The sequence below is a fragment of the Amycolatopsis sp. WGS_07 genome, assembly GCF_045278895.1.
Taxonomy (GTDB): domain Bacteria; phylum Actinomycetota; class Actinomycetes; order Mycobacteriales; family Pseudonocardiaceae; genus Amycolatopsis.
Genome location: NZ_CP136053.1, coordinates 4,735,997 through 4,755,851 on the forward strand (window position 1 = coordinate 4,735,997; position 19,855 = coordinate 4,755,851).

General features: G+C 69.7%; 17 protein-coding genes and 2 tRNA genes. 9 read left to right on the plus strand and 10 right to left on the minus strand.

Annotation, left to right across the window (positions count from 1 at the left end):
- The first annotated feature begins 144 nt into the window (after positions 1-144).
- The 3 genes from RPX00_RS22415 (at position 145) to RPX00_RS22425 (ending at position 1,266) form a co-directional block, all read left to right on the plus strand.
- Entirely contained in the window at positions 145-981 is an 837-nt protein-coding gene (locus tag RPX00_RS22415) for an HAD family hydrolase (RefSeq protein WP_406642149.1), read from the plus strand.
- 49 nt (positions 982-1,030) lie between these two features.
- Positions 1,031-1,102: transfer RNA gene (locus RPX00_RS22420), tRNA-Gln, on the plus strand.
- A 91-nt stretch (positions 1,103-1,193) separates the two neighbouring features.
- Positions 1,194-1,266, plus strand: a tRNA-Glu gene (locus tag RPX00_RS22425).
- 202 nt (positions 1,267-1,468) lie between these two features.
- Here the strand turns inward: RPX00_RS22425 and RPX00_RS22430 are convergent.
- Positions 1,469-2,518 carry an FAD-dependent monooxygenase gene (locus tag RPX00_RS22430; RefSeq protein WP_406642150.1) on the minus strand — a complete coding sequence of 350 codons (1,050 nt, stop codon included), beginning with the start codon at positions 2,516-2,518 and terminating at the stop codon, positions 1,469-1,471.
- 85 nt (positions 2,519-2,603) lie between these two features.
- On the opposite strand from RPX00_RS22430, the gene RPX00_RS22435 reads away from it, so the two are divergent.
- Positions 2,604-3,092: a TetR family transcriptional regulator gene (locus RPX00_RS22435; RefSeq protein WP_406642151.1), complete on the plus strand. Its 489-nt coding sequence runs from the start codon at positions 2,604-2,606 to the stop codon at positions 3,090-3,092.
- Here the strand turns inward: RPX00_RS22435 and RPX00_RS22440 are convergent.
- From RPX00_RS22440 to RPX00_RS22465, 6 genes are all read right to left on the minus strand, one after another.
- On the minus strand, positions 3,089-3,589 hold the full coding sequence (locus RPX00_RS22440) for a MarR family winged helix-turn-helix transcriptional regulator (RefSeq protein WP_406642153.1): 501 nt from the start codon (positions 3,587-3,589) through the stop codon (positions 3,089-3,091). The two genes, RPX00_RS22435 and RPX00_RS22440, sit on opposite strands and share 4 nt — an antisense overlap.
- 156 nt (positions 3,590-3,745) lie before the next feature.
- Complete coding sequence (locus RPX00_RS22445; RefSeq protein WP_406642155.1) at positions 3,746-4,654, minus strand: glycine betaine ABC transporter substrate-binding protein; 909 nt, start codon at positions 4,652-4,654, stop codon at positions 3,746-3,748.
- Positions 4,655-4,687: 33 nt separating this feature from the next.
- Positions 4,688-5,572 carry a proline/glycine betaine ABC transporter permease gene (locus RPX00_RS22450; protein WP_344285646.1) on the minus strand — a complete coding sequence of 295 codons (885 nt, stop codon included), beginning with the start codon at positions 5,570-5,572 and terminating at the stop codon, positions 4,688-4,690.
- The gene (locus RPX00_RS22455) at positions 5,565-6,770 is read right to left on the minus strand and encodes a glycine betaine/L-proline ABC transporter ATP-binding protein (protein ID WP_406642158.1); all 1,206 of its coding nucleotides are present in this window, start codon (positions 6,768-6,770) and stop codon (positions 5,565-5,567) included. The genes RPX00_RS22450 and RPX00_RS22455 overlap by 8 nt, the downstream gene beginning before the upstream one ends.
- 726 nt (positions 6,771-7,496) lie before the next feature.
- The gene (locus RPX00_RS22460) at positions 7,497-8,117 is read right to left on the minus strand and encodes an HU family DNA-binding protein (RefSeq protein ID WP_406642159.1); all 621 of its coding nucleotides are present in this window, start codon (positions 8,115-8,117) and stop codon (positions 7,497-7,499) included.
- Between the two features lie 982 nt (positions 8,118-9,099).
- Positions 9,100-9,801, minus strand: coding sequence for an IclR family transcriptional regulator (locus RPX00_RS22465; protein ID WP_009074079.1), 702 nt, complete (start codon positions 9,799-9,801; stop codon positions 9,100-9,102).
- A 145-nt stretch (positions 9,802-9,946) separates the two neighbouring features.
- Between RPX00_RS22465 and leuC the strand changes: the two genes are divergently transcribed.
- The 3 genes from leuC to RPX00_RS22480 all read left to right on the plus strand — a co-directional run bounded on the left by leuC (position 9,947) and on the right by RPX00_RS22480 (position 12,906).
- A complete protein-coding gene (gene leuC / locus RPX00_RS22470) occupies positions 9,947-11,371 on the plus strand; it encodes a 3-isopropylmalate dehydratase large subunit (protein WP_406642162.1) in 1,425 nt (474 codons plus the stop codon).
- 34 nt (positions 11,372-11,405) lie between these two features.
- Positions 11,406-12,008, plus strand: coding sequence for a 3-isopropylmalate dehydratase small subunit (leuD, locus tag RPX00_RS22475; RefSeq protein ID WP_406642163.1), 603 nt, complete (start codon positions 11,406-11,408; stop codon positions 12,006-12,008).
- A gap of 241 nt (positions 12,009-12,249) precedes the next feature.
- Complete coding sequence (locus RPX00_RS22480) at positions 12,250-12,906, plus strand: HU family DNA-binding protein (RefSeq protein ID WP_406642166.1); 657 nt, start codon at positions 12,250-12,252, stop codon at positions 12,904-12,906.
- Positions 12,907-13,825: 919 nt separating this feature from the next.
- Here the strand turns inward: RPX00_RS22480 and RPX00_RS22485 are convergent.
- The 3 genes from RPX00_RS22485 to cofC all read right to left on the minus strand — a co-directional run bounded on the left by RPX00_RS22485 (position 13,826) and on the right by cofC (position 17,884).
- Entirely contained in the window at positions 13,826-14,773 is a 948-nt protein-coding gene (locus RPX00_RS22485) for an NUDIX domain-containing protein (RefSeq protein ID WP_406642169.1), read from the minus strand.
- Positions 14,770-17,196 carry an RNA degradosome polyphosphate kinase gene (locus tag RPX00_RS22490; protein ID WP_406642171.1) on the minus strand — a complete coding sequence of 809 codons (2,427 nt, stop codon included), beginning with the start codon at positions 17,194-17,196 and terminating at the stop codon, positions 14,770-14,772. Before RPX00_RS22490 ends, RPX00_RS22485 begins: the two co-directional genes overlap by 4 nt.
- Before the next feature lie 64 nt (positions 17,197-17,260).
- Positions 17,261-17,884, minus strand: coding sequence for a 2-phospho-L-lactate guanylyltransferase (cofC, locus tag RPX00_RS22495; protein ID WP_406642173.1), 624 nt, complete (start codon positions 17,882-17,884; stop codon positions 17,261-17,263).
- A gap of 116 nt (positions 17,885-18,000) precedes the next feature.
- On the opposite strand from cofC, the gene RPX00_RS22500 reads away from it, so the two are divergent.
- Both RPX00_RS22500 and RPX00_RS22505 read left to right on the plus strand, forming a co-directional pair.
- On the plus strand, positions 18,001-18,720 hold the full coding sequence (locus tag RPX00_RS22500; protein WP_406642175.1) for a lysophospholipid acyltransferase family protein: 720 nt from the start codon (positions 18,001-18,003) through the stop codon (positions 18,718-18,720).
- On the plus strand, positions 18,720-19,745 hold the full coding sequence (locus RPX00_RS22505) for an NAD(P)H-dependent glycerol-3-phosphate dehydrogenase (protein ID WP_406642177.1): 1,026 nt from the start codon (positions 18,720-18,722) through the stop codon (positions 19,743-19,745). Before RPX00_RS22500 ends, RPX00_RS22505 begins: the two co-directional genes overlap by 1 nt.
- The last annotated feature ends 110 nt before the right edge of the window (positions 19,746-19,855 follow it).

A 19,855-nucleotide genomic window follows, 5' to 3' on the forward strand; every position in this document is an offset into this window, starting at 1 on the left:
CCCGCTCGGCCGCCTGGGGCGGTGGCGAACGTCACCGGGTGGACACTTTGTGCACTGGCGGTAGAGCCGGTCAGCGGCAACGGCTCTGGGGTAATCACCTTTTTGGCCGCGTTGCGAACGCGACGAGTGCCCTAGCCTCACGGGGTGGATTTCGCCCCGGCCGCTCTGTCGCGCGCTCATGCTGTCCCGCCGGCCGCCGCCGGCCGCGAACCGTGGGCTCCTCCTGAGTTGAGCTTGGTTTGCCTCGACATCGATGACACGTTGATCGATTGCACTGCCGCGATCCGCCGTACTCTGCACGCGCTCACCGGGCGCGACGATCTCTGGCCGTTGTGGGATTTGATCACCGAGGAGCACGTTGCGCTCGTCGTGGCCGGGAAGCTCGGCTACGACGTGATGCATCACCGGCGCACTGAATGTTTCCTCGCCGAACTCGGGATCTTCGGGGACTCCGCGCAAGTGAGCGCGTTCGAGGCGCGTCGGCTGGAGATTCTGGCGCGGTCCTGGCGGCTGTTCGACGATGTTCTTCCCTGTCTTGAATGGCTGCGTGCCGCCGGACTGCGGATCGCCGCGGTGACGAACGCCTCAGGCGTCCATCAGCGGAAGAAAATCGCGGAACTCGGGCTCGCGCCGTTTTTCGACCACGTTGCCATTGCGGGCGAGGTCGGGGTCGCGAAACCGGATCCGGTGATGTTCCGCTCGGTGTGCTTGGCGCTGGACTGCCCGCCGGAACGCACGGTGCACGTCGGGGACAAACTCGACACCGACGCCGTCGGCGCGTTCGACGCCGGGCTCGGCGCGGTCTGGCTCGACCGGGACGGGACGGGGCGCACCGGCGAGCGCGCGCCTGCGGGCGTGCACACTGTGACCGGCCTCGACGAGCTGCCTGAGCTGCTGGTTTCGGAGTACGCGACGGTCGGCGTCCCCGCTCCGCGCGCGGCGGGGACCCCCGCTGCGACGGTCCGCGGCGGGATGTTCTAGTATTTCTTCTCGTGCGGCACTGACCTGGGCAACCGGGAAAGTACCTCACTGGGGTATGGTGTAATTGGCAGCACGACTGGTTCTGGTCCAGTTAGTCTAGGTTCGAGTCCTGGTACCCCAGCTGCAGAGAGGACCCCCTCTCGGAAGTGCGAAAATCGCTTCTGGTAAGTTCTCTCTCGCAAGAAAAGCCCCGGAAACGGGGAAGTTCCTAAGCCCCCGTCGTCTAGCGGCCTAGGACGCCGGCCTCTCACGCCGGTAGCGTGGGTTCGAATCCCATCGGGGGTACAGCTGGCCCGGTTGATCGTTAGATCAACCGGGCTTTGTTGCGTTTACGGGGATGTGCTGGGGCTGGTGGTGCGGGCGAGGCTGGCGGGGAGCTGCGGGCTGGACAAGGCCAGGGATGCGTCGAAGCGAGCAACACCCCGAGACCTGCCGACGGCCAAAGCGGCAACGAACCCGCAGCGAGGCAAGCAAACCCCGGGAAAGCTCATTCCTCCCGAGCACCACCGAACATCTCCGCCGCCGCACGGCCGTTTGCCTGGTTTTCCGTGACGTACGGGCGGAGTTCGGCCTCGTACTTGGCGAAAGCATCCGGGTATTCAGCAACCGACAGGTGGCGGGCCAGCGACCGAGCGCCGAGCAGGGCCTGGGAAGTGCCCATCCCGGCGGCGGGGGCGGCGCAGTACCCGGCATCCCCCAGCAGGGCGATCCGGCCGGTCGACCACTGGTCCACCTGCACCTGTGCGCTTGAGCTGAAGTAGAAGTCCGACGCCGCCGACATCGCCTCCAGCAGGCGAGGAATGTGCCAGGTGTCACCGGCGAAGGCGGTGCGCGTCGCGGCTTCCTGGGCGGCCCGGGGGAGGCGGTCCAGGTCTCCGGTGGGGGTTCCGAAGGACAGGCTCACGGTGAGCCGGTCGGGATCCGCTGAGTTGAACAAGTACGCCGCGGTGTCGTTGACGGTGCGCAGGAGTCCGCTGTGGTCCAGGCCCAGGAAGTTGGGCATGGTGAAGCCCGCGCCGGAGAGGCCTAGGTGGTGCAGGGCCTCGGAGTGCGGGGCGAAGGCCAGCTGGCGGACCTTCGAGTACACGCCGTCGGCGCCGAAGACCAGGTCGTAGGTCTCGGCGGAGCCATCGGTCAGGTGCGCGGTTACGGCGTCCTCAGTCTGGGCTAGCGACGTGATCGACGTGTCGAAGCGGTACTCGACGTGATCGGCGGTCAAGGCGTACAGCAGCTCGTTCAGGACTCGCTTGGGCACCTCTAGCTCGCCGGCGAAGGCTTCGGCGGGCAGTTCGGCGGTCTGGACGCCGTCGCGGTCGACGATGGCGGTTCCGGTCATTTTCGTGTCGTGCTCGCGGACCGCGTCGAGGATGCCCAGTTCGGACAGGACGTCGAAGGCGGCGCCGCGGAAATCCACGGCGTAGCCGGTGTGCCGGAGGGCGGGCGCGCGTTCGGCGATCGTCACGCGGTGGCCGGAGCGGGTGAGGAACTCGGCGAGGGTGGTGCCGGCCACGCCGGCTCCGGAGATCAGCACGTTCATGGGAGAGACCGTAGCGCGGTCTTGTCCATTTGGTCAAACCATTTGGATAAACCATCTGGGCAAGAGATCGGCTAGGCTGTCGGCCATGGGCAATCGCGAGGATCTGCTGGCCGGGGCGAAGCGCTGCTTGATCGAGCGGGGCTGGGGGAACACGACGGTGCGCGACATCGCGGCCGCGGCGGGGGTCAGTCACGCGGCGATCGGGTATCACTTCGGGTCGCGGGACGCGTTGCTGACCCAAGCGCTGGTCGCGGCGGTCGACGAGCTGGGCGGGCAGGTCGCGGATTCGTCGTTCGAGCTGTCCGAGCCGGGGCTGAAGCGGATGATCGACAGCTTCGGCGAGCACCGGGCGTTGTGGGTGGCTCAGCTTGAGGCGCTGGTGCAGGCGGAGCGGTCGCCGGACGTGCGCGAGCATCTCGTGCGGGGGTTGCGGGAGGCCCGGGCCGGGGTCGGCGGGGCGGTGCAGAGCGCGTTGGTCATCGGGCTGATGGTGCAGTGGCTGCTCGACCCGGAAGAGGCTCCGTCGGCGAAGGAAGTCATCGACGGAATTCGTGCGGTGGCGGAGGAAATTTAGACCCAGACCGCTTCGGCCGGGTTTCCGGCGGGAGGTTCGCCGCCCGCTTCGGCGAACGCGGTGAGGGCATCGACCAGGCCGCGGCGGGCCGTTTCGGGCATTTTTTCCACGATGGCGGCGATTTCGCGGCGGCGGCGATGGGTGACGACGCGGACGATCCGGTCGCCTTCGCGGGTGAGTTCGATGACGACCTCGCGCCGGGACGACGGATTGCCCAGCCGGGCGACCAGCGCGACGGCGACCAGCCGGTCGATCATCCGGCTCGCGGTCGACGGCGTGACGCCGAGGTATTCGGCGAGCGCGGCCTGTTTGAGCGGGCCGCGCGAATGCAGCACCACCAGCAGCCGGAACTGCGGCACCGTGATCAGATCGCCCGCGGAGGCGATGGACCGCGCGGACACCGCGACGAGCAGCCGGGACGCGGTGAGCACGGCTTCGGTGACCGCGTCGACGTCGTCGGGTCCGTCGGTGCGGGCAGGAATCGGCGCGCGAGACATGCGACCAGTGTGCCGCATCCGGCGGCGGATTCCGTGCGATAACGGTGCTGGGCAACGAATCAGGGGGCAATCGGGCCTAGCCAGCTGCCCTGGCCGTTGAAAAAGAAACGACCCCGCCGTCCCGGCGAACGGGAGGCGGGGTCGTCCGAAGCGGGCTCAGAGACCGGCGAAAGCCTGGTCCACGAACTGCTTGTGCTGATCCGCCCACTGCTTGGCGGCGGTCTTTTCCTGGCCCTTCGGGGCCTTCTGAATCGCGTCCTCGAGCGAACCGAGGTCCTCGTCCGACATCTTCAGCTTCTTGGCGACGCCGGCGAGCGCCGGGAAGTCCTTACCGAAGCCCTTGCGGCCCAGCGCGTGCAGCTGCTCGCCCTTGCCCATGGCGCCCTTCGGGTCCTTCAGGTCCTTGAGCTGGTAACGCGAGTACGCCCAGTGCGGGTGCCACAGCGTCACGACGATCGGCTTCTTCGCCTTGATGGAGCTGTCGAGGGCGGCCAGCATCGCGGTGGTCGAGGAGTTCTGCAGGGTCATCGCGCCGTCGAGGCCGTACTGCGGGATCGCGTCCTTCTGCACGATGCCCGTCTCGCCCGCGCTGGCCTCGATGCCGGTGATCTTGCCGCCGAACATGCTCGCCTTGTCCTTGAGGTCGGCGATGCTGTTGACGTCGTTCACGTACTCCGGCACGGCGAGGTTGAGGGTCGCGTTGTCGTACCAGACGCCGAGGTCTTCGACCTGGTCCTTGTACTGGTCCCAGTACTGCTTGTGCGTCGCGGGCAGCCACGAGTCGAGGAACAGGTCGACGTCGCCCTTCGCGAGGCCCGCGTAGATCGGGCCGACGTCGAGCATCTGCGTCTTGACCTTGTAGCCCTTCTCCTCCAGCACCGCCTGGTACAGGTTGGTGAGGGCGACGTCCTCGTCCCAGTTGATGTAGCCGATGGTGACGCTCTTGGCTTCCTGGCTGTTGCCCGACTGGGACTCCCGGCCGCCGCACGCCGCGGTGAGGCCGACCAGGGCCGTCACGGCGGCGCCCACGGCGAGAATCCGGCCGAAGCGTTTCGAAGTGCGCACTCGTTCGTCCTTTCTGATTGCGGAGTAAAGGGATCAGGCCGCGTCGGCCCGGCGCAGCGCGCGGCCGACCGCCGAGCGCGCCCCGAGCGAGGAGGTGAGCCGGTCGAGGTAGATGGCCAGCACGACGACGCCGAGGCCGGCGTTGAAACCGAGGTCCAGCTTCAGGCTCGTGACCGCGGCGTACACCTCGGCGCCGAGGCCGGGCGCGCCGACCATGCCGGAGATCACGACCATGGACAGCGACAGCATGATGATCTGGTTGATGCCCGCCATGATCGACGGCATCGCGAGCGGGATCTGGATCTCCCGCAGGATCCGCCGCGGCGGCGAGCCGAACGCCTCGCCCGCCTCGACCATTTCCGGGTCGACCTGGCGGATGCCGAGTTCGGTCAGCCGCACGCCCGGCGGCAGCGAGAACACGACGGTCGCCACGACGCCGGGCACCGGGCCGATCGAGAAGAAGAAAATGACCGGGATCAGGTACACGAACGCGGGCAGCGTCTGCATGAAGTCCAGGATCGGCTTCACGATCCGGCTCACCGTTTCGTTGCGCGCGGCCGCGATCCCGACCGGAACCGCGATCGCCACCGCGACCACGCCGGAAATCAGCACCTGCGACAGGGTCTGCATCGCGGACGGGAATTCGCGCAGGCTGTCGATGAGCGCGAACCCGATCGCCGAGCCGAGGCCGAACTTCCAGCCGCGCAGCCACCAGCCGAGCCCGGCGAACACCACGACCAGCACCGGCCACGGCAGCCAGGTCAGTCCCGAGGCGAGCCCGGTGACCGCGCCGTTGACGATCTTGTCGACGAAATCGAAGAACGGGCCGATGTTGCCCTGCAGCCAGTCGATGATCGCCTTGAACCACGTGCCGACGGGAATCTGCGGCAGATCGCCGACGAGGACGTTGTCAGACACGGGCGCTCACCTCCTGGTCGTCGTTTTCCCCTGTGCTCAGCGCGTTCAGCAGCGCCTCGCGGGTCACCGCGCCGAGCAGCGCGCCCCCGTCGTCGACCACCGCGAGCGGCGCGGGCGCGGACGCGGCGTGGCCGAACAGTTCGGCCATCTGGGTTTCGGGGCCGGTGCGCGCGGCGGACCGGTCGACGATCCCGGCGATCGTCCCGCTGCCCCGGTCGGCGGCCTCGCTCACCGAACGGCGGTCGACCGCGCCGGCGAACTTGCCGTCCTCGGTCACCAGCACGCCGGAGAGTTCGTTCCGGCGCATCGTTTCCAGCGCTTCGGCGACGGTCGTGGCCGGGGTGAACGCAATGTCCGCGGGCGTCATCACGGCGGACGCGGTGAGCACCCGGGAACGGTCGACGTCGCGCACGAACTTCGCGACGTATTCGTCGGCGGGCGCGGTCAGCATCTCCTGCGCGGTCGCCACCTGCACGATCCGGCCGTCGCGCATCATCGCGATCCGGTCGCCGAGGCGCATCGCCTCGTTGAGGTCGTGCGTGATGAACACGATCGTCTTGCCCAGCTGCCGCTGCAGTATCAGGAGCTGGTCCTGCATCTCCTTGCGGATCAACGGGTCCAGCGCGCTGAACGCCTCGTCCATCAGCAGGATCTCGGTGTCCGCGGCCAGCGCGCGGGCCAGCCCGACGCGCTGGCGCATCCCGCCGGACAGCTGACCGGGCAACCGGTCCTCCCATCCGGTGAGCCCGACCATCTCCAGCGCTTCGGCGGTGCGTTCGCGCTGCCGCTCGCGCGGCGCGTTCTGCACGCTCAGCCCGTAGGCGACGTTCTCCGCGACCGTGCGGTGCGGGAACAGCGCGAAGTGCTGGAACACCATGCTCATCCGCCGCTGGCGCAGCTCGCGCACTTGCGCGGCGGACTTGTCGGTGAGGTCGATGTCGTCCACCAGCACCCGGCCGGAGGTGGCCGGGAGCAATCCGTTCAGCGTCCGCAGCAGGGTCGACTTGCCCGAACCGGACAGTCCCATCACCACGAAAATCTCGCCGCGCTCCACGGTGAAGGAGGCGTCGATCACCGCCGCGGTCACGCCGGGCAGTTCCAGTTCGGCGCGATCGGCGCCGTTCTCCAGCTGGCCGACCGCCTCTTCCGCCCGGCGGCCGAACACTTTGTACAGCTTCTCCACACGAACTATCGGCACAGTCGTCTCATGTTCTTCGCATTCGGGGTCCTTTGCCGGGCGCCATGATTGCATAGACCAACACTGATCGGAGCCGATCGCGCGACCGGTTCACCGATGACAGCCGGTTTTCGTGGCCCGGCACCCACTTTTCCCGGCGCTTCGCGCGCGCCCGCGAGACACCGCTGCGGCGGCCGGGAAAAGACGGTGTGCGCTGGCGAAACCAGTCCGGATTCAGCAGTTCGCCCGACTGGATTACCCGTGGCCACGGTGCGTGGTGGTCACGTTCGCATAACAACCCGAAAGTCTGTTGTGGACCGTGCGTGGCCTGCGTGATCGCGGACACCCGGCGGCCACGCATGGTGCCGGACCGGACACGGCAAGGAAACCCCGGCGAGTTGCTTGGGGGAACAGGTGATCGACCGGAGACGGGCGCGAGATGGCCGGTGTGATCAGGAAAACGCGACGGTCGTCTCTCGATTCCCTTCGCCCTGCGCGGATGCGGTACGGCTGGGACAATGCCCGCTGCCGAGGGGGCGGGGTCGATTCCGCTGTGCTGGCGGTCGCTTCACGGCCAGCGGGAGTCGAACGGGCAAGCGTGCCAACGGATCTTGGAGACGGGCGGATCGCCGTCCTCGCCGGGTGCCGGACAGTGCCGCCGCGGCGGGAAAAACGGGCAGAGATGCACCAAGCCCCGCCCGGGGAGAAGCCGGGCGGGGCTTGGCGGTGGTTTCCGGAAGACCGGAGTTACTTCTTCTTCGCGGCCGAGGTGCGCTTGGCCGGAGCCTTCTTCGCGGTCGCCGTGGTCTTCTTGGCGGCCGGCTTGGCGGCGGCCTTCGCCCGCGTGGTGGTGGCCTTCGGAGCCGCCTTGGCCGCGGTGGCCTTGGTGGCGGTCGCCTTGGCGCGGGTGGTGGCCTTCGCGGCGGTGGCCTTGGCGGGAGCCTTGGCCGCGGTGGCGCGGGTGCGGGTGGCGGCCGGCTTGGCGGCGGTCGCCTTGGCGCGAGTGGAAGTCGTCGCCGTGGCGCGGGTCGCGGTCGCCTTCGCCGTGCTGGCGGTCGCACGCTTCACGGCAGTCGCCTTCGGCAGCTTCTTCGAGCCGGAGATGACGTCCTTGAACGTGGTGCCCGCGCGGAACGCCGGAACGTTGGTCTTCTTGACCCGCACGGCTTCGCCGGTGCGCGGGTTGCGAGCGGTGCGGGCGGCACGCGCGCGCTTCTCGAAGACACCGAAGCCGGTGATGGTGACCTTTTCGCCCTTGTGGACGGTGCGGATGATGATGTCGACGAGACCGTCGACGGCTTCCGCGGCTGCCTTCTTGTCGCCGATGCGCTCCGACAGAGCTTCGATCAGCTGGGCCTTGTTGGCCATTCCAGTTCCTCCAACCAGAACTTGTTTTATACGGCCATACAGGCCGAACGCAGTCATTATCACCCATAGACTTCGCAAGTCCAATCGGGACCTGCCTTTTCCGTTGCCGTGTCGGGTAACCGGAGAGCGCGCGAGAGGGCGCGCGGGCGGGATTCTTTCACTGGCCGGAAGACCCGCGAGAGTGCTTGCGGCACCGGCAAAGTCGCATGTAGACACCCGTTGTCCTGCGGTTTTGCCTTTTCTTGAGGTTCTGCGGCCGGGTCGTGCGCGGCCGCGCGAGCGACCCGCGAAGCGGCCGGACGGTCTACTGAGGACGATCGAAAACCGCGCGAAAAAGGCTGCCTCCCACGGGCGTGGCGCGAGAGGGGCGGGGCGGCGGAGGCGTTCCCCGGGGCGCGTCGTCGGCGGCGTGCGGGGCTCGCGGCGGTGCGGTCGATCGGTCCGGAGACCAACGCGGGCTATGCCGGAGGAATCGTGCATCGGGCGGAGGGGCTGGCGGGGTTCGTGTCCGGCGGGGCTTTGGGTGCGGCTGCGGTGTGCTTTGGGTGGAGTGTGTTCGTTGGATGGGGTGTCGGCGGCAAGGGGATGGCTGTGCCGGGTGTGCGGTCGATCGGTCCGGGGACCAACGCGGGCTGTGCCGGAGGAATCGTGCATCGGGCGGAGGGGCTGGCGGGTTCGTGTCCGGCGGGGCTTTGGGTGCGGCCGCGGTGCGCTTTGGGCGGAGTGTGTTCGTTGGAAGGGGCGACGGCGAGGGGTGGCTGTGCCGGACATGCGGTCGATCGGTCCGGAGACCAAACCGCGGCTGGGAATCGCGCGCGGCGGGCGGAAACGCGTGCGGTGCCGGGTTCGTGTCCGGCGGCGCCGCAAGCGGAGTGCGTTCGCCGTATGCCGCGTCGGGTGAAGACGGCTGTGCGAAAAAGGCCGCCTCCCGCCGGCGTGGCGGAGAGGCGGCCCGAGGTTGGCGCGTGGTGGGAGCTGTCGGTCAGAGGCGTTCCTGGAGCGCGTCGGCGGCGGCGAGAAGATCGGCCGCCCACCGCGCGCCCGGCTTGCGCCCTATGCGTTCGATCGGGCCGGACACCGACACCGCGGCGACGACCGTTCCGGAGGAATCGCGCACCGGAGCCGAAACGCTCGCGACGCCCGGCTCGCGTTCGGCGACGCTTTGCGCCCAGCCGCGGCGGCGGACTTCGAGCAGGGTGCGCTCGCCGTAGACCGCGTCCGCGAGGATCGTCCGCTGCGTGTGCGGATCCGACCACGCGGCAAGGACCTTCGCCCCCGAGCCCGCCGTCATCGGCAGCCGCGAACCGATCGGAACCGTGTCGCGCAAACCGCTCGGCGGTTCCGCGGTCGAAACGCACACGCGCTGCACGCCGTCGCGCCGGTAAAGCTGAACGCTTTCGCCGGTGATGTCGCGCAGCTTCGGCAGCACCGAACTCGCCGCGTCGAGCAACGGGTCGGTCGAGCCGCCCGCGAGTTCGGCGAGCGCGGTGCCCGGCCGCCACCGCCCGTCCGGGCCGCGCCGCAACAGGCGATGCACCTCGAGCCCGACCGCGAGCCGGTGCGCCGTCGCCCGCGGAAGGCCGGTGCGCGTGCAGAGTTCCGCCAGCCCGCACGGGTCCTCGGCGACCGCCTGCAGCACGGCCACGGCTTTGTCCAGTACTCCGATACCGCTATGCTGTCCCACGACGCGATACTATCTTCCCGCAGTGTGGGAAGTCCAGAATCTGGGAAAAACGAAACCCGGGCCCGCGGACCGCCGCGGCTCGCCCCTCCTCACCGGCATCGTCCGGGTTCCGTGCTCCCGGCCGATCCCGTGGAAGGAGCCGGAGATGACCAGCCCCACCGGCAAGGCTCGTACGCTGGCGGAGAAGGTGTGGGACAGCCACCTCGTGCGCCGAGGCGAAGGCGCCGAACCGGATCTGCTCTACATCGATCTCCACCTGGTGCACGAAGTGACCAGCCCGCAGGCGTTCGACGGACTGCGGCTCGCCGGGCGGAAGGTGCGCCGCCCCGACCTCACCATCGCCACCGAGGACCACAACGTCCCCACGGTGGACATCGACCTCCCGATCGCCGACCCGGTGTCGCGCACCCAGGTCGACACGCTTCGCCGCAACTGCAAGGAGTTCGGCGTCCGGCTGCACCCGATGGGCGACGCCGAACAGGGCATCGTGCACGTGATCGGGCCGCAGCTCGGGCTGACCCAGCCCGGCACCACCGTGGTGTGCGGCGACAGTCACACCTCCACGCACGGCGCGTTCGGCGCGATGGCCTTCGGCATCGGCACTTCCGAGGTCGAGCACGTGCTCGCCACCCAGACGCTGCCGCTGCGGCCGTTCAAGACCATGGCGATCAACGTCGACGGCACGCTGCAGCCCGGCGTCACCGCGAAGGACGTGATCCTCGCGGTGATCGCCAAAATCGGCACCGGCGGCGGACAGGGCTACGTCCTCGAGTACCGCGGCAAGGCCATCGAAGAGCTGTCGATGGAAGCCCGGATGACTATCTGCAACATGTCGATCGAGGCCGGCGCGCGGGCCGGCATGATCGCTCCGGACGAGACGACTTTCGAGTACCTCAAGGGCCGTCCGCACGCGCCGAAGGGCGAGGAGTGGGACGCCGCCGTCGCCGCCTGGCGCGAGCTGCGCACCGACGAGGGCGCGGAATTCGACGCCGAGGTCCACCTCGACGCGGACCAGCTGACGCCGTTCGTGACGTGGGGCACCAACCCGGGACAGGGCCTGCCGCTGGGCGATTCGGTGCCGGACCCGGCCGCGATCGCCGACGAGAACGCGCGCTTCGCCGCTGAGAAGGCCCTGTCCTATATGGATCTGAAACCGGGCACCCCGCTGCGCGAGATCGCGGTCGACACGGTGTTCCTCGGCTCCTGCACCAACGGCCGGATCGAGGACCTGCGGGCCGCGGCCGAGGTGCTGCGCGGGCGGAAGGTGGCCGATTCGGTCCGGATGCTCGTGGTGCCCGGTTCGATGCGGGTGCGCAAGACCGCCGAAGAGGAAGGCCTGGACAAGATCTTCGCCGAGGCGGGGGCCGAATGGCGGCAGGCGGGCTGCTCCATGTGTCTCGGGATGAACCCGGACCAGCTCGCCCCGGGCGAGCGCAGCGCGTCCACCTCCAACCGCAACTTCGAGGGACGGCAGGGCAAGGGCGGGCGCACGCACCTCGTGTCGCCGCTCGTGGCCGCCGCCACCGCGGTGCGCGGGACGCTGTCCTCGCCCGCCGACCTGCCCGCCTGAACCCCGCCTGACTGCCCCGAGAGGAGCTACCACCATGGAACCGTTCACCCAGCACACCGGGGTCGGGGTCCCGCTGCGCAGGTCCAACGTGGACACTGACCAGATCATCCCGGCCGTCTACCTCAAGCGCGTGACCCGCACCGGATTCGAGGACGGGCTGTTCGCCGCCTGGCGCGCGCAGGAGGACTTCATCCTCAACCAGGAGCCGTTCAAGAACGGCTCGGTGCTCGTCGCCGGACCGGACTTCGGCACCGGCTCGTCGCGCGAGCACGCCGTGTGGGCGTTGATGGACTACGGCTTCCGGGTCGTCATCTCGTCCCGCTTCGCCGACATCTTCCGCGGCAACTCCGGCAAGGGCGGCCTCGTCGCCGCGCAGTGCGAGCAGTCGGATGTCGAACTGCTCTGGAAGCTGCTCGAGAACGAGCCCGGCACCGAGGTGTCGGTGGACCTCGAAGCCAAGACCGTGCGAGCCAAGGACTTCACCGCGCCCTTCCAGATCGACGACTACGTCCGCTGGCGGCTGCTCGAAGGGCTCGACGACATCGCGCTGACTCTGCGCCACGCGGGGGACATCGACGACTTCGAGTCCCAGCGGCCTTCCTGGAAGCCCGCGACGCTTCCCGCGGTCACCTCCTGACCCGCGCCGCCGGGCCCGGATTCCCTGCTCAGAAAGGGAATCCGGGCCCGGCGGACCCCTCTTCGCCCACGCCAGACGGCACCTCCCCGGACCGGAAAAGGGTCCATCGGGAGGGCGGAACCGTTCCCGTCGCAAGGGAAAATTTCGCGTGCCGTTTGGAATTTGTGCTGTCTTGGTAATACCGTGTGCGTTAGCCGGCCGACCTGGCCGTGGACGAAGAGTTCTTCTTGGAGGGACTGGAATGGCCAACAAGGCCCAGCTGATCGAGGCGCTGTCGGAGCGTCTGGGCGACAAAAAGGTTGCTTCGGAGGCCGTCGACGGTCTCGTCGACATCATCATCCGGACGGTCAACAAGGGCGAGAAGGTGAACATCACCGGCTTCGGGGTGTTCGAGAAGCGCGCTCGCGCCGCCCGCACCGCGCGGAACCCGCGCACCGGCGAAACCGTGCGGGTGAAGAAGACGAACGTTCCGGCATTCCGCGCGGGCACCACGTTCAAGGACGTCATTTCCGGCTCGAAGAAGCTGCCGAAGGCCACGGCCGCGAAGCGGGCCACCGGCACCACCGCGCGCGCCACTACCACCCGCGCCGCCGCGACCACCGCGACGCGCAGCACCCGTGCCACGGCGGCGAAGCCGGCCGCCACCCGCACCCGCGCCACCGCGGCCAAGGCTCCCGCCAAGGCCGCCGCGGCCAAGACGACGACGCGCGCGACGGCCGCGAAGTCGACCACCACGCGCGCCAAGACGACCGCGACGAAGGCCGCTCCCAAGGCGACCACCACGCGGGCGAAGGCCGCCGCCAAGCCTGCCGCCAAGACCACCGCGGCAGCGAAGAAGACCACGGCCGCGGCCAAGAAGGCCCCGGCGAAGCGCACCTCGGCGGCCAAGAAGAAGTAACTCCGGCAGTTCGTCGCTTCGCGGCAGGGCCCCGACCTCGGGTGAGGTCGGGGCCCTGCCGCATTTTCGGGCTTGATCGGCCGAACGGGCGGAATCGGTGTGGTGGGGCGGGTTGGGACGGCGGATTGGGGGTGAGGGCCGGGTTTCCGGGCGAGAAGTTGAGCGTGGGGTGGGGCGGGTTGCCGGGCTGGGTTTGCGACGGAGGCTGAGCGGGTTGGGCAAGGCCGTTGGGCTGAGTTTGAGAGGGAGACAGGGCGGGTTGGGGCTCGGTTTGCCGGGCTGGGCAAGGCCGCAGGGCTGGGCCTGCGGGAGGCTGAGTTCGCGGGGGAGTGTTGGCGGAACTGGTTCGCGGAGAGCCTGAGCGGGCTGTGGGACGGATTCGCCGGTGAGCGGCTGAGCCTGGTGCGGGGGCAGGAGTTCGGGGCCGGGTGCGGCGGCTGGGCCCGTGAGCTGGTGCGGTGAGCGCCGGTCGTGAGGCTGGCGGGATTGCTGGGCCGCGGCGGCGGGCCGGACGCGGAGAATCCGCTGCACGACTGGGGGTTCGCGGATGCGGCCGAGGCTGTGAGAAGACAGCGTTTCCCGAGGTCGGCGGCCTGTCCGGAGGTCAAAAGGGCCCCGCTGAATTGATGATAGGACAACAGTTTCGCTCGCCGGGGAAGGGCCCTCGCGGGGAATCGGATTCCCGCAAGGAGTCCTTCACGGACCGGCCCGGGAGAGCTAATCGGAAATCCCCGCCGGGGGTTAATCGGAGGCTCGGGTTAAACCTGTCTCGGACGTCGCTTATGCCGGACCCGGGGATAAGTCCTGAGCATCGCTGAGCAATACCGGTCTCTATAGAATCCGCGGCCCGCCGAATGGCGGTCGGGCTAATGCGAAGGGCCCGGCGCCGCCGAAGCGAGGCCGGGCCCGGTGAAAAAGATCAGCCTGCCGAAGGGACCGGGGCGGGCAGCGGGCTCGGGTAATAATCCGCGCCCGCCAGAACCGGTCCGTCGTCGCCGGTGCAGAACGACAGGACCCACAGCGAGCCCTTCTTGCTCGGCACCACCCCGTCGCGGGCGGCGGGCAGTTCCAGGCCGTCCCGGTCCGCCAGCGCGCTCACCAGGTCCGGGATCACCCCGCCCTGGCTGCTGATCAGCGGGGTGCCCCCGTCGGCCGCGATCTCCAGCAGGCGGCGGATTCCGAGCACCGGGTCGGGCCAGTAGCCCTCCTCCGACAGCAACGGCTCGTGCCGCACCTCGACGCCGAGTGCGTCCGCGATTCCGCCGACGGTCTGCACGCAGCGCAGCCGCGGCGCGGAAAACACCCGGTCCGGGCCGAAGAGCGGCAGCAGGTCCCGCAGCGCGGCCGCTTGGCGCTGGCCGGCTTCGGACAGCGGGCGCAGGTCGTCGTCGCCGGTCCAGTCCTCGCGTTTGCCCGCTTTGGCGTGGCGTACCAGCAACACCGTCGTCAGCACCGGCGGGAGGGCGCAGAACTCGCGCAGCACCCGCACATCCGCCGGACGCGTCAGCAACTGCTCGGCGGCGATCGGGTCCAGCCAGCGCAGTTCGTCGACCTCTTCGTTGGGCTCGAACGCTCCCGAGACGGCTTCGCCGCTGAAGTAGTCGACGCTCTTGCGCAGCAGCCGCCCGTTGTTCTTCGCGGGCACCTCGTACCTCGTCTGCGCGACGTAGCGGCCCAGCACCGCGCGGAACCCGGTCTCCTCGGCGATCTCGCGCACCGCGGTGGCCGCGATCGTCTCGCCCGGGTCGACCTTTCCCTTCGGCAGCGACCAATCGTCGTAGCGGGGCCGGTGCACGAGGGCGATCTCGATGCCCGCTCCGGCGCGGCGCCAGAGCACCGCGCCCGCGGCCCGGACGTCCACGCTCATCCGACGGCCCCGTGCAGCTTCGCGAGTTCGAGCTGGTGGTCGCGCACCTGCGAACCGGCGGCCGGGAACGGCTGCCATTCGCCGGACGCGCTGAGCACCCAGCAGCGCGTGTGCGGGTCGAGCGCCGAATCGAACACCTCGTCCAGCTGCCGCGTCAGCCTCGGGTCCTTGACCCGCACCAGCGCCTCGATCCGGCGGTCGAGGTTGCGGTGCATCATGTCCGCGCTGCCGATCCAGTGCGTGCCGCCCGCGCGGAAGTGGAACACCCGCGAATGCTCGAGGAACCGGCCGAGGATCGAGCGGACGCGGATGTTCTCGCTCAGCCCCTCGACGCCCGGCTTCAGCGAGCAGATCCCGCGCACCACCACGTCGACCGGGACGCCTGCCTGCGAAGCGTGGTACAGCGCGTCGATCACCTGCTCGTCGACGAGCGAGTTGCACTTGATCCGGATGCCCGCTTCGAGCCCGGCGCGCGCGAGTTCGATCTCCTCGCCGATCGCGCGCACGATGCCGCGGCGGATCCCGTGCGGCGACGTGAGGATCGTGCGGTAGGTGTCCTGGCGCGAGTAGCCGGTGAGGACGTTGAACAGGTCGGTGATGTCCGCGCCGATGCTCGGGTCCGCGGTGAGCAGGCCGAGGTCTTCGTACAGCCGCGCGGTCTTCGGGTTGTAGTTGCCGGTGCCGATGTGGCAGTAGCGGCGGATGGTCGAACCCTCCTGCCGCACCACCATCGACACCTTGCAGTGCGTTTTGAGGCCCACCAAGCCGTACACCACGTGCACGCCCGCGCGTTCCAGCGTGCGCGCCCAGGTGATGTTGGCCTGCTCGTCGAACCGCGCCTTGATCTCCACCAGCGCCACGACCTGTTTGCCCGCCTCGGCGGCATCGATCAGCGCGTCCACGATCGGCGAATCGCCGGACGTCCGGTACAGCGTCTGCTTGATCGCCAGCACCTTCGAATCGGCCGCGGCCTGTTCGATGAACCGCTGCACGCTCGTGGAGAACGAGTCGTACGGGTGGTGCACCAGCACATCGCCCTCGCGCAGCGTCGCGAACACGCTCTTGGGCGTCTCGCGTTCGCCGAACGCCGGATGCGTCGCGGGCACGAACGGCCGGTCCTTCAGCTCCTTGCGGTCGACGCCGGCCAGCTGGAACAGGCAGGTGAGGTCGAGCAGCCCGGGCACCTCGACGACGTCCTCGGGGTCGACTTCCAGCTCGCGCAGCAGCAGTTCGAGCATGTGCTCGCTCATGTCCTGCGCCACTTCGAGCCGCACCGGCGGGCCGAACCGGCGCTGCGCCAGCTCGCGTTCCAATGCCTGCAACAGGTCCTCGTCGCGGTCTTCCTCGACCTCGAAGTCCGCGTTGCGGGTGACCCGGAAGACGTGGTGCTCGGTCACCTCCATGCCGGTGAACAGATCGCTCAGGTGCGCGGAGATCAGTTCCTCGAGCGGGAGGAAGGTGGCCGACCGGCTGCCGCGTTCGGTTTCCACGCGCATCAGCCGCGGCACGTTGCTCGGCACCTTGACCCGGGCGAACCGTTCGAGCCCGCCTTGCGGGTCCCGCACGGTGACCGCGAGGTTGAGCGACAGCCCCGAGATGTACGGGAACGGGTGCGCCGGGTCGACCGCGAGCGGCGTGAGCACCGGGAAGATCTGCTCGGAGAAGTAGCTCGACAGCCGGAGCTGGTCGGCCCCGGACAGATCGGCCCAGTCGACGAGCCGGATGTCCTGCTCGGCCAGCTGCGGGCGCAGGTGCTCCTCGAACGCGGCGGTGTGCCGCTCGACCAGGTCCTGATTGCGCTTGGCGATGTAGTCCAGCTGTTCGCGCGGGGTGAGCCCGTCCGCGCTGCGCACCGACAGGCCGGTGCCGTCGCGCCGCTTCAGCCCGGCGACCCGGACCATGTAGAACTCGTCCAAATTGGACGCGAAAATGGCGAGGAACTTGGCCCGTTCGAGCAGCGGCTGCGATTCGTCCTCGGCCAGCGCGAGCACCCGGGCGTTGAAGTCGAGCCACGACAGCTCGCGGTTGAAATACCGGTCGTCGGGAAGCGATTCGACGGCGGTGGGCGCGGACGTGACGGCGGGCGGGGCCGACGGGACGGAGCGGAATTCCTCGCCGCTCTCGGTCGTGGTCCGGCGCGGCCGCACAGCGGCCTTGGAGACGGCGGGCGGCGCGGCGGGTTTCTTCGCCGCGGTGCGCAGCGGGCTCGAGGCGGCGGCTTTGCGCTTGGCCGGTTTGGCGTTGTCCTCCGCCGAAGCCGCCTTGGGTTTCGCCCGGCGGGCCGCGGCGGAGTCAGCGTTCCCGCGCGAGTTCGCCTTCCTGCCCGCGCCGCGCGGAGCCGGGGACGAGGGGGTGGCGCTGCTGCCGCTCTTCACGCGCCGCCGGTGCGGAGTGCTGCCGTCTTCTGTGCTCACGCTGCCCATTGTTCACTACGAAGCCGCGGTTTGCGCAGGCCGCGATGAAGGTCGAGTGAACACGTCAGCGCGATTATGCCCGTTCGGCCGGGAGCAATGCCGCGGTGCGCTTCCCGAGACCGAGTTTCGCGGCGTGGCGGAGGTCATCTTCGGTGTCGACGTCGCCGCGCAGCGAGGGCAGGGCCCGGGTGAGCGGAATCGCACCGGACGCCCGGTGCAGTTCCGCGGAGCCGGTTCCGAAGTGCGGGTCGAGCGGTTCCCCTGGCGCGGACAGCAGCAGCGTGGTCCCGGTGCCCTGCCGGTCGAAAACCACCGCGCGGCGGCCGGCGGCCTCGGACAGCGCCTGCTCCAGATCGACCGCGCGCAGGGCGGGCAGATCCGCCTGGAGCGCGCCGACCACGCCGCCGGGCGCGTCCGCGCGCAGCAGTTCCGCGCCGTGGCGCAACGCTTCGTTGAGCCCGCCGCCCGGCGGTTCGGCGACCAGTTCGACGCCGAGACCGGCCAATTCGGACAGCGCGGCCGGATCGGCGGTGACGACGAGCACGCGCCGGACCCCGGCGACCGAGGTGACCGCGGCCAGCGTGTCGCAGGCCAGCGCCAGCACCAGCTCCGCGTGCCGGTGCGCGGGCACCGCGCCGCGCAGCCGGGACTTGCCCGCGCCCGGCGGTTTCAGCGGCATGACCAGGTCTGCGTCCACGTGTCCATCTTTACCCGAAACCCGCCGGAGGCGTGCGTGAGCGCACCCTCCCTGGACTGCGCGAACCGCCGCGCGGCAGGATCACCCGGAGCAGAGGCGACCCGAGGAGGAGAACTGTGGCACGGCGTGAGAAGGGCGGATTCTGGGTGGGGCTGGCCGCCGCCGCGTTCTACCCGCTGACCGCGATCGGCAAACGGGTGTACCTCGGCGCGGAGAAAATCCCGAGGCAGGGGCCCGCGGTGCTGGTGATGAACCACATCTCGCACCTGGACCCGGCGGTCGACGCGGTGTTCGTGCACCGGCAGAAGCGGGTGCCGCGGTTCTTCCTCAAGGCCAGCCTGAAGGACGTGCCGATCTTCGGCCGGATCGTGACCGGGTCCGGGCAGATCCCGGTGGCGCGCGGGTCGAGCGCGGCGGGCGACAGCCTCAAGGCCGCGCACCAGGCGCTCGAAGAGGGCAAGGTCATCGTGATCTACCCGGAGGGCACCATCACCAAGGACCCGCTCGGCTGGCCGAAGGAGGCCTACAGCGGCGCGGCGCGCCTGGCGCTGCAGAACGACGTGCCGGTGATCCCGATCGCGCGCTGGGGCACGAACCAGATCTTCAACGGCTACACCAAGAAGTTCACGCCGTTGCCGCGCAAGACGGTCACGCACCTGGTCGGCGACCCGATCGACCTGTCGCGCTTCCGCGGCGCGAACCCGCGCAGCGCCTCGACCTTGCGCGAGGTGACCGCGGTGCTGATGGACGAGGTGACCCGGCTGCTGGTCGAGATCCGGCAGGAGGAGCCGCCCGCCAAGAAGCCGGACGACGGCTCCGCGCAGGACGGTGCCTGATGGCGGGTTTCGCCGCCGACGTGCAGCGGGTCACCGTGCTCGGCGCGGGTTCGTGGGGCACCGCGTTCGCGAAGGTGCTCGGCGACGCGGGCCGGGACGTGACGATGTGGGCGCGCCGGGAAAGCGTCGCGGAGGAGATCCGGGAACGGCACACCAACGAGTCGTATCTCCCGGACACGCCGCTGCCGGAACGGATCACCGCGACCGCCGACGCCGCCGCGGCTTTGGACGGCGCGCAGGCGGTGGTGCTCGGGGTGCCGAGCCAGAGCCTGCGCGCGAATCTCACCGGCTGGCAGCCGCTGCTGCCGCCCGAGGCGATCCTGGTCAGCCTGGCCAAGGGCGTGGAACTGGGCACGCTCAAGCGGATGAGCGAGGTGATCGCCGAACTCGCGCGGGTCGCGCCGGAGGAGATCGTGGTGGTGTCCGGGCCGAACCTGGCCCGCGAGATCGCCGCCGGGCAGCCGGCCGCCGCGGTGCTCGCGTGCGCCGATCACGAGCGCGCGAAAGCGGTGCAGCAGGCGACGTCGAACCAGTATTTCCGGCCCTACACCAACACCGACGTGGTGGGCTGCGAACTGGGCGGCGCGTGCAAGAACGTGATCGCGCTCAGCTGCGGCATGGCCGCCGGGATGGGCCTCGGCGCGAACACGATGGCGACGCTCATCACCCGCGGCCTCGCCGAAATGGCGCGGCTGGGCGCGAAACTCGGCGCGGACCCGCTGACCTTCGCCGGTCTCGCCGGACTCGGCGACCTGGTGGCGACGTGCTCCTCGCCGTTGTCGCGCAACCGCACCTTCGGCGAACGGCTCGGCCGAGGCGAGACGCTGGCCGAGGCGCAGGCGGCGACCGGCGGCCAGGTCGCGGAGGGGGTCGCGTCGTGCTCGTCGATCCGCGAACTGGCGCGGCGGCACGGGGTGGACATGCCGATCACGGAGGCGATGCACCGGGTGTGCCACGAGGGCGTCGACCCGCGGCAGGCGGGGGCGGAGCTGCTGGGGCGGTCTCGGAAACCGGAGTGGAGCTGAGCCGCTCGTGAGTGGCGGGGCCGGTGAGAACCGGTGTCGCCGCGGACGAGGTGTGGGCCGGGCGGGCAAGCTCAGCCAGGCGGTGGCTGGGGCCTCGTGAGTGCTGGCGC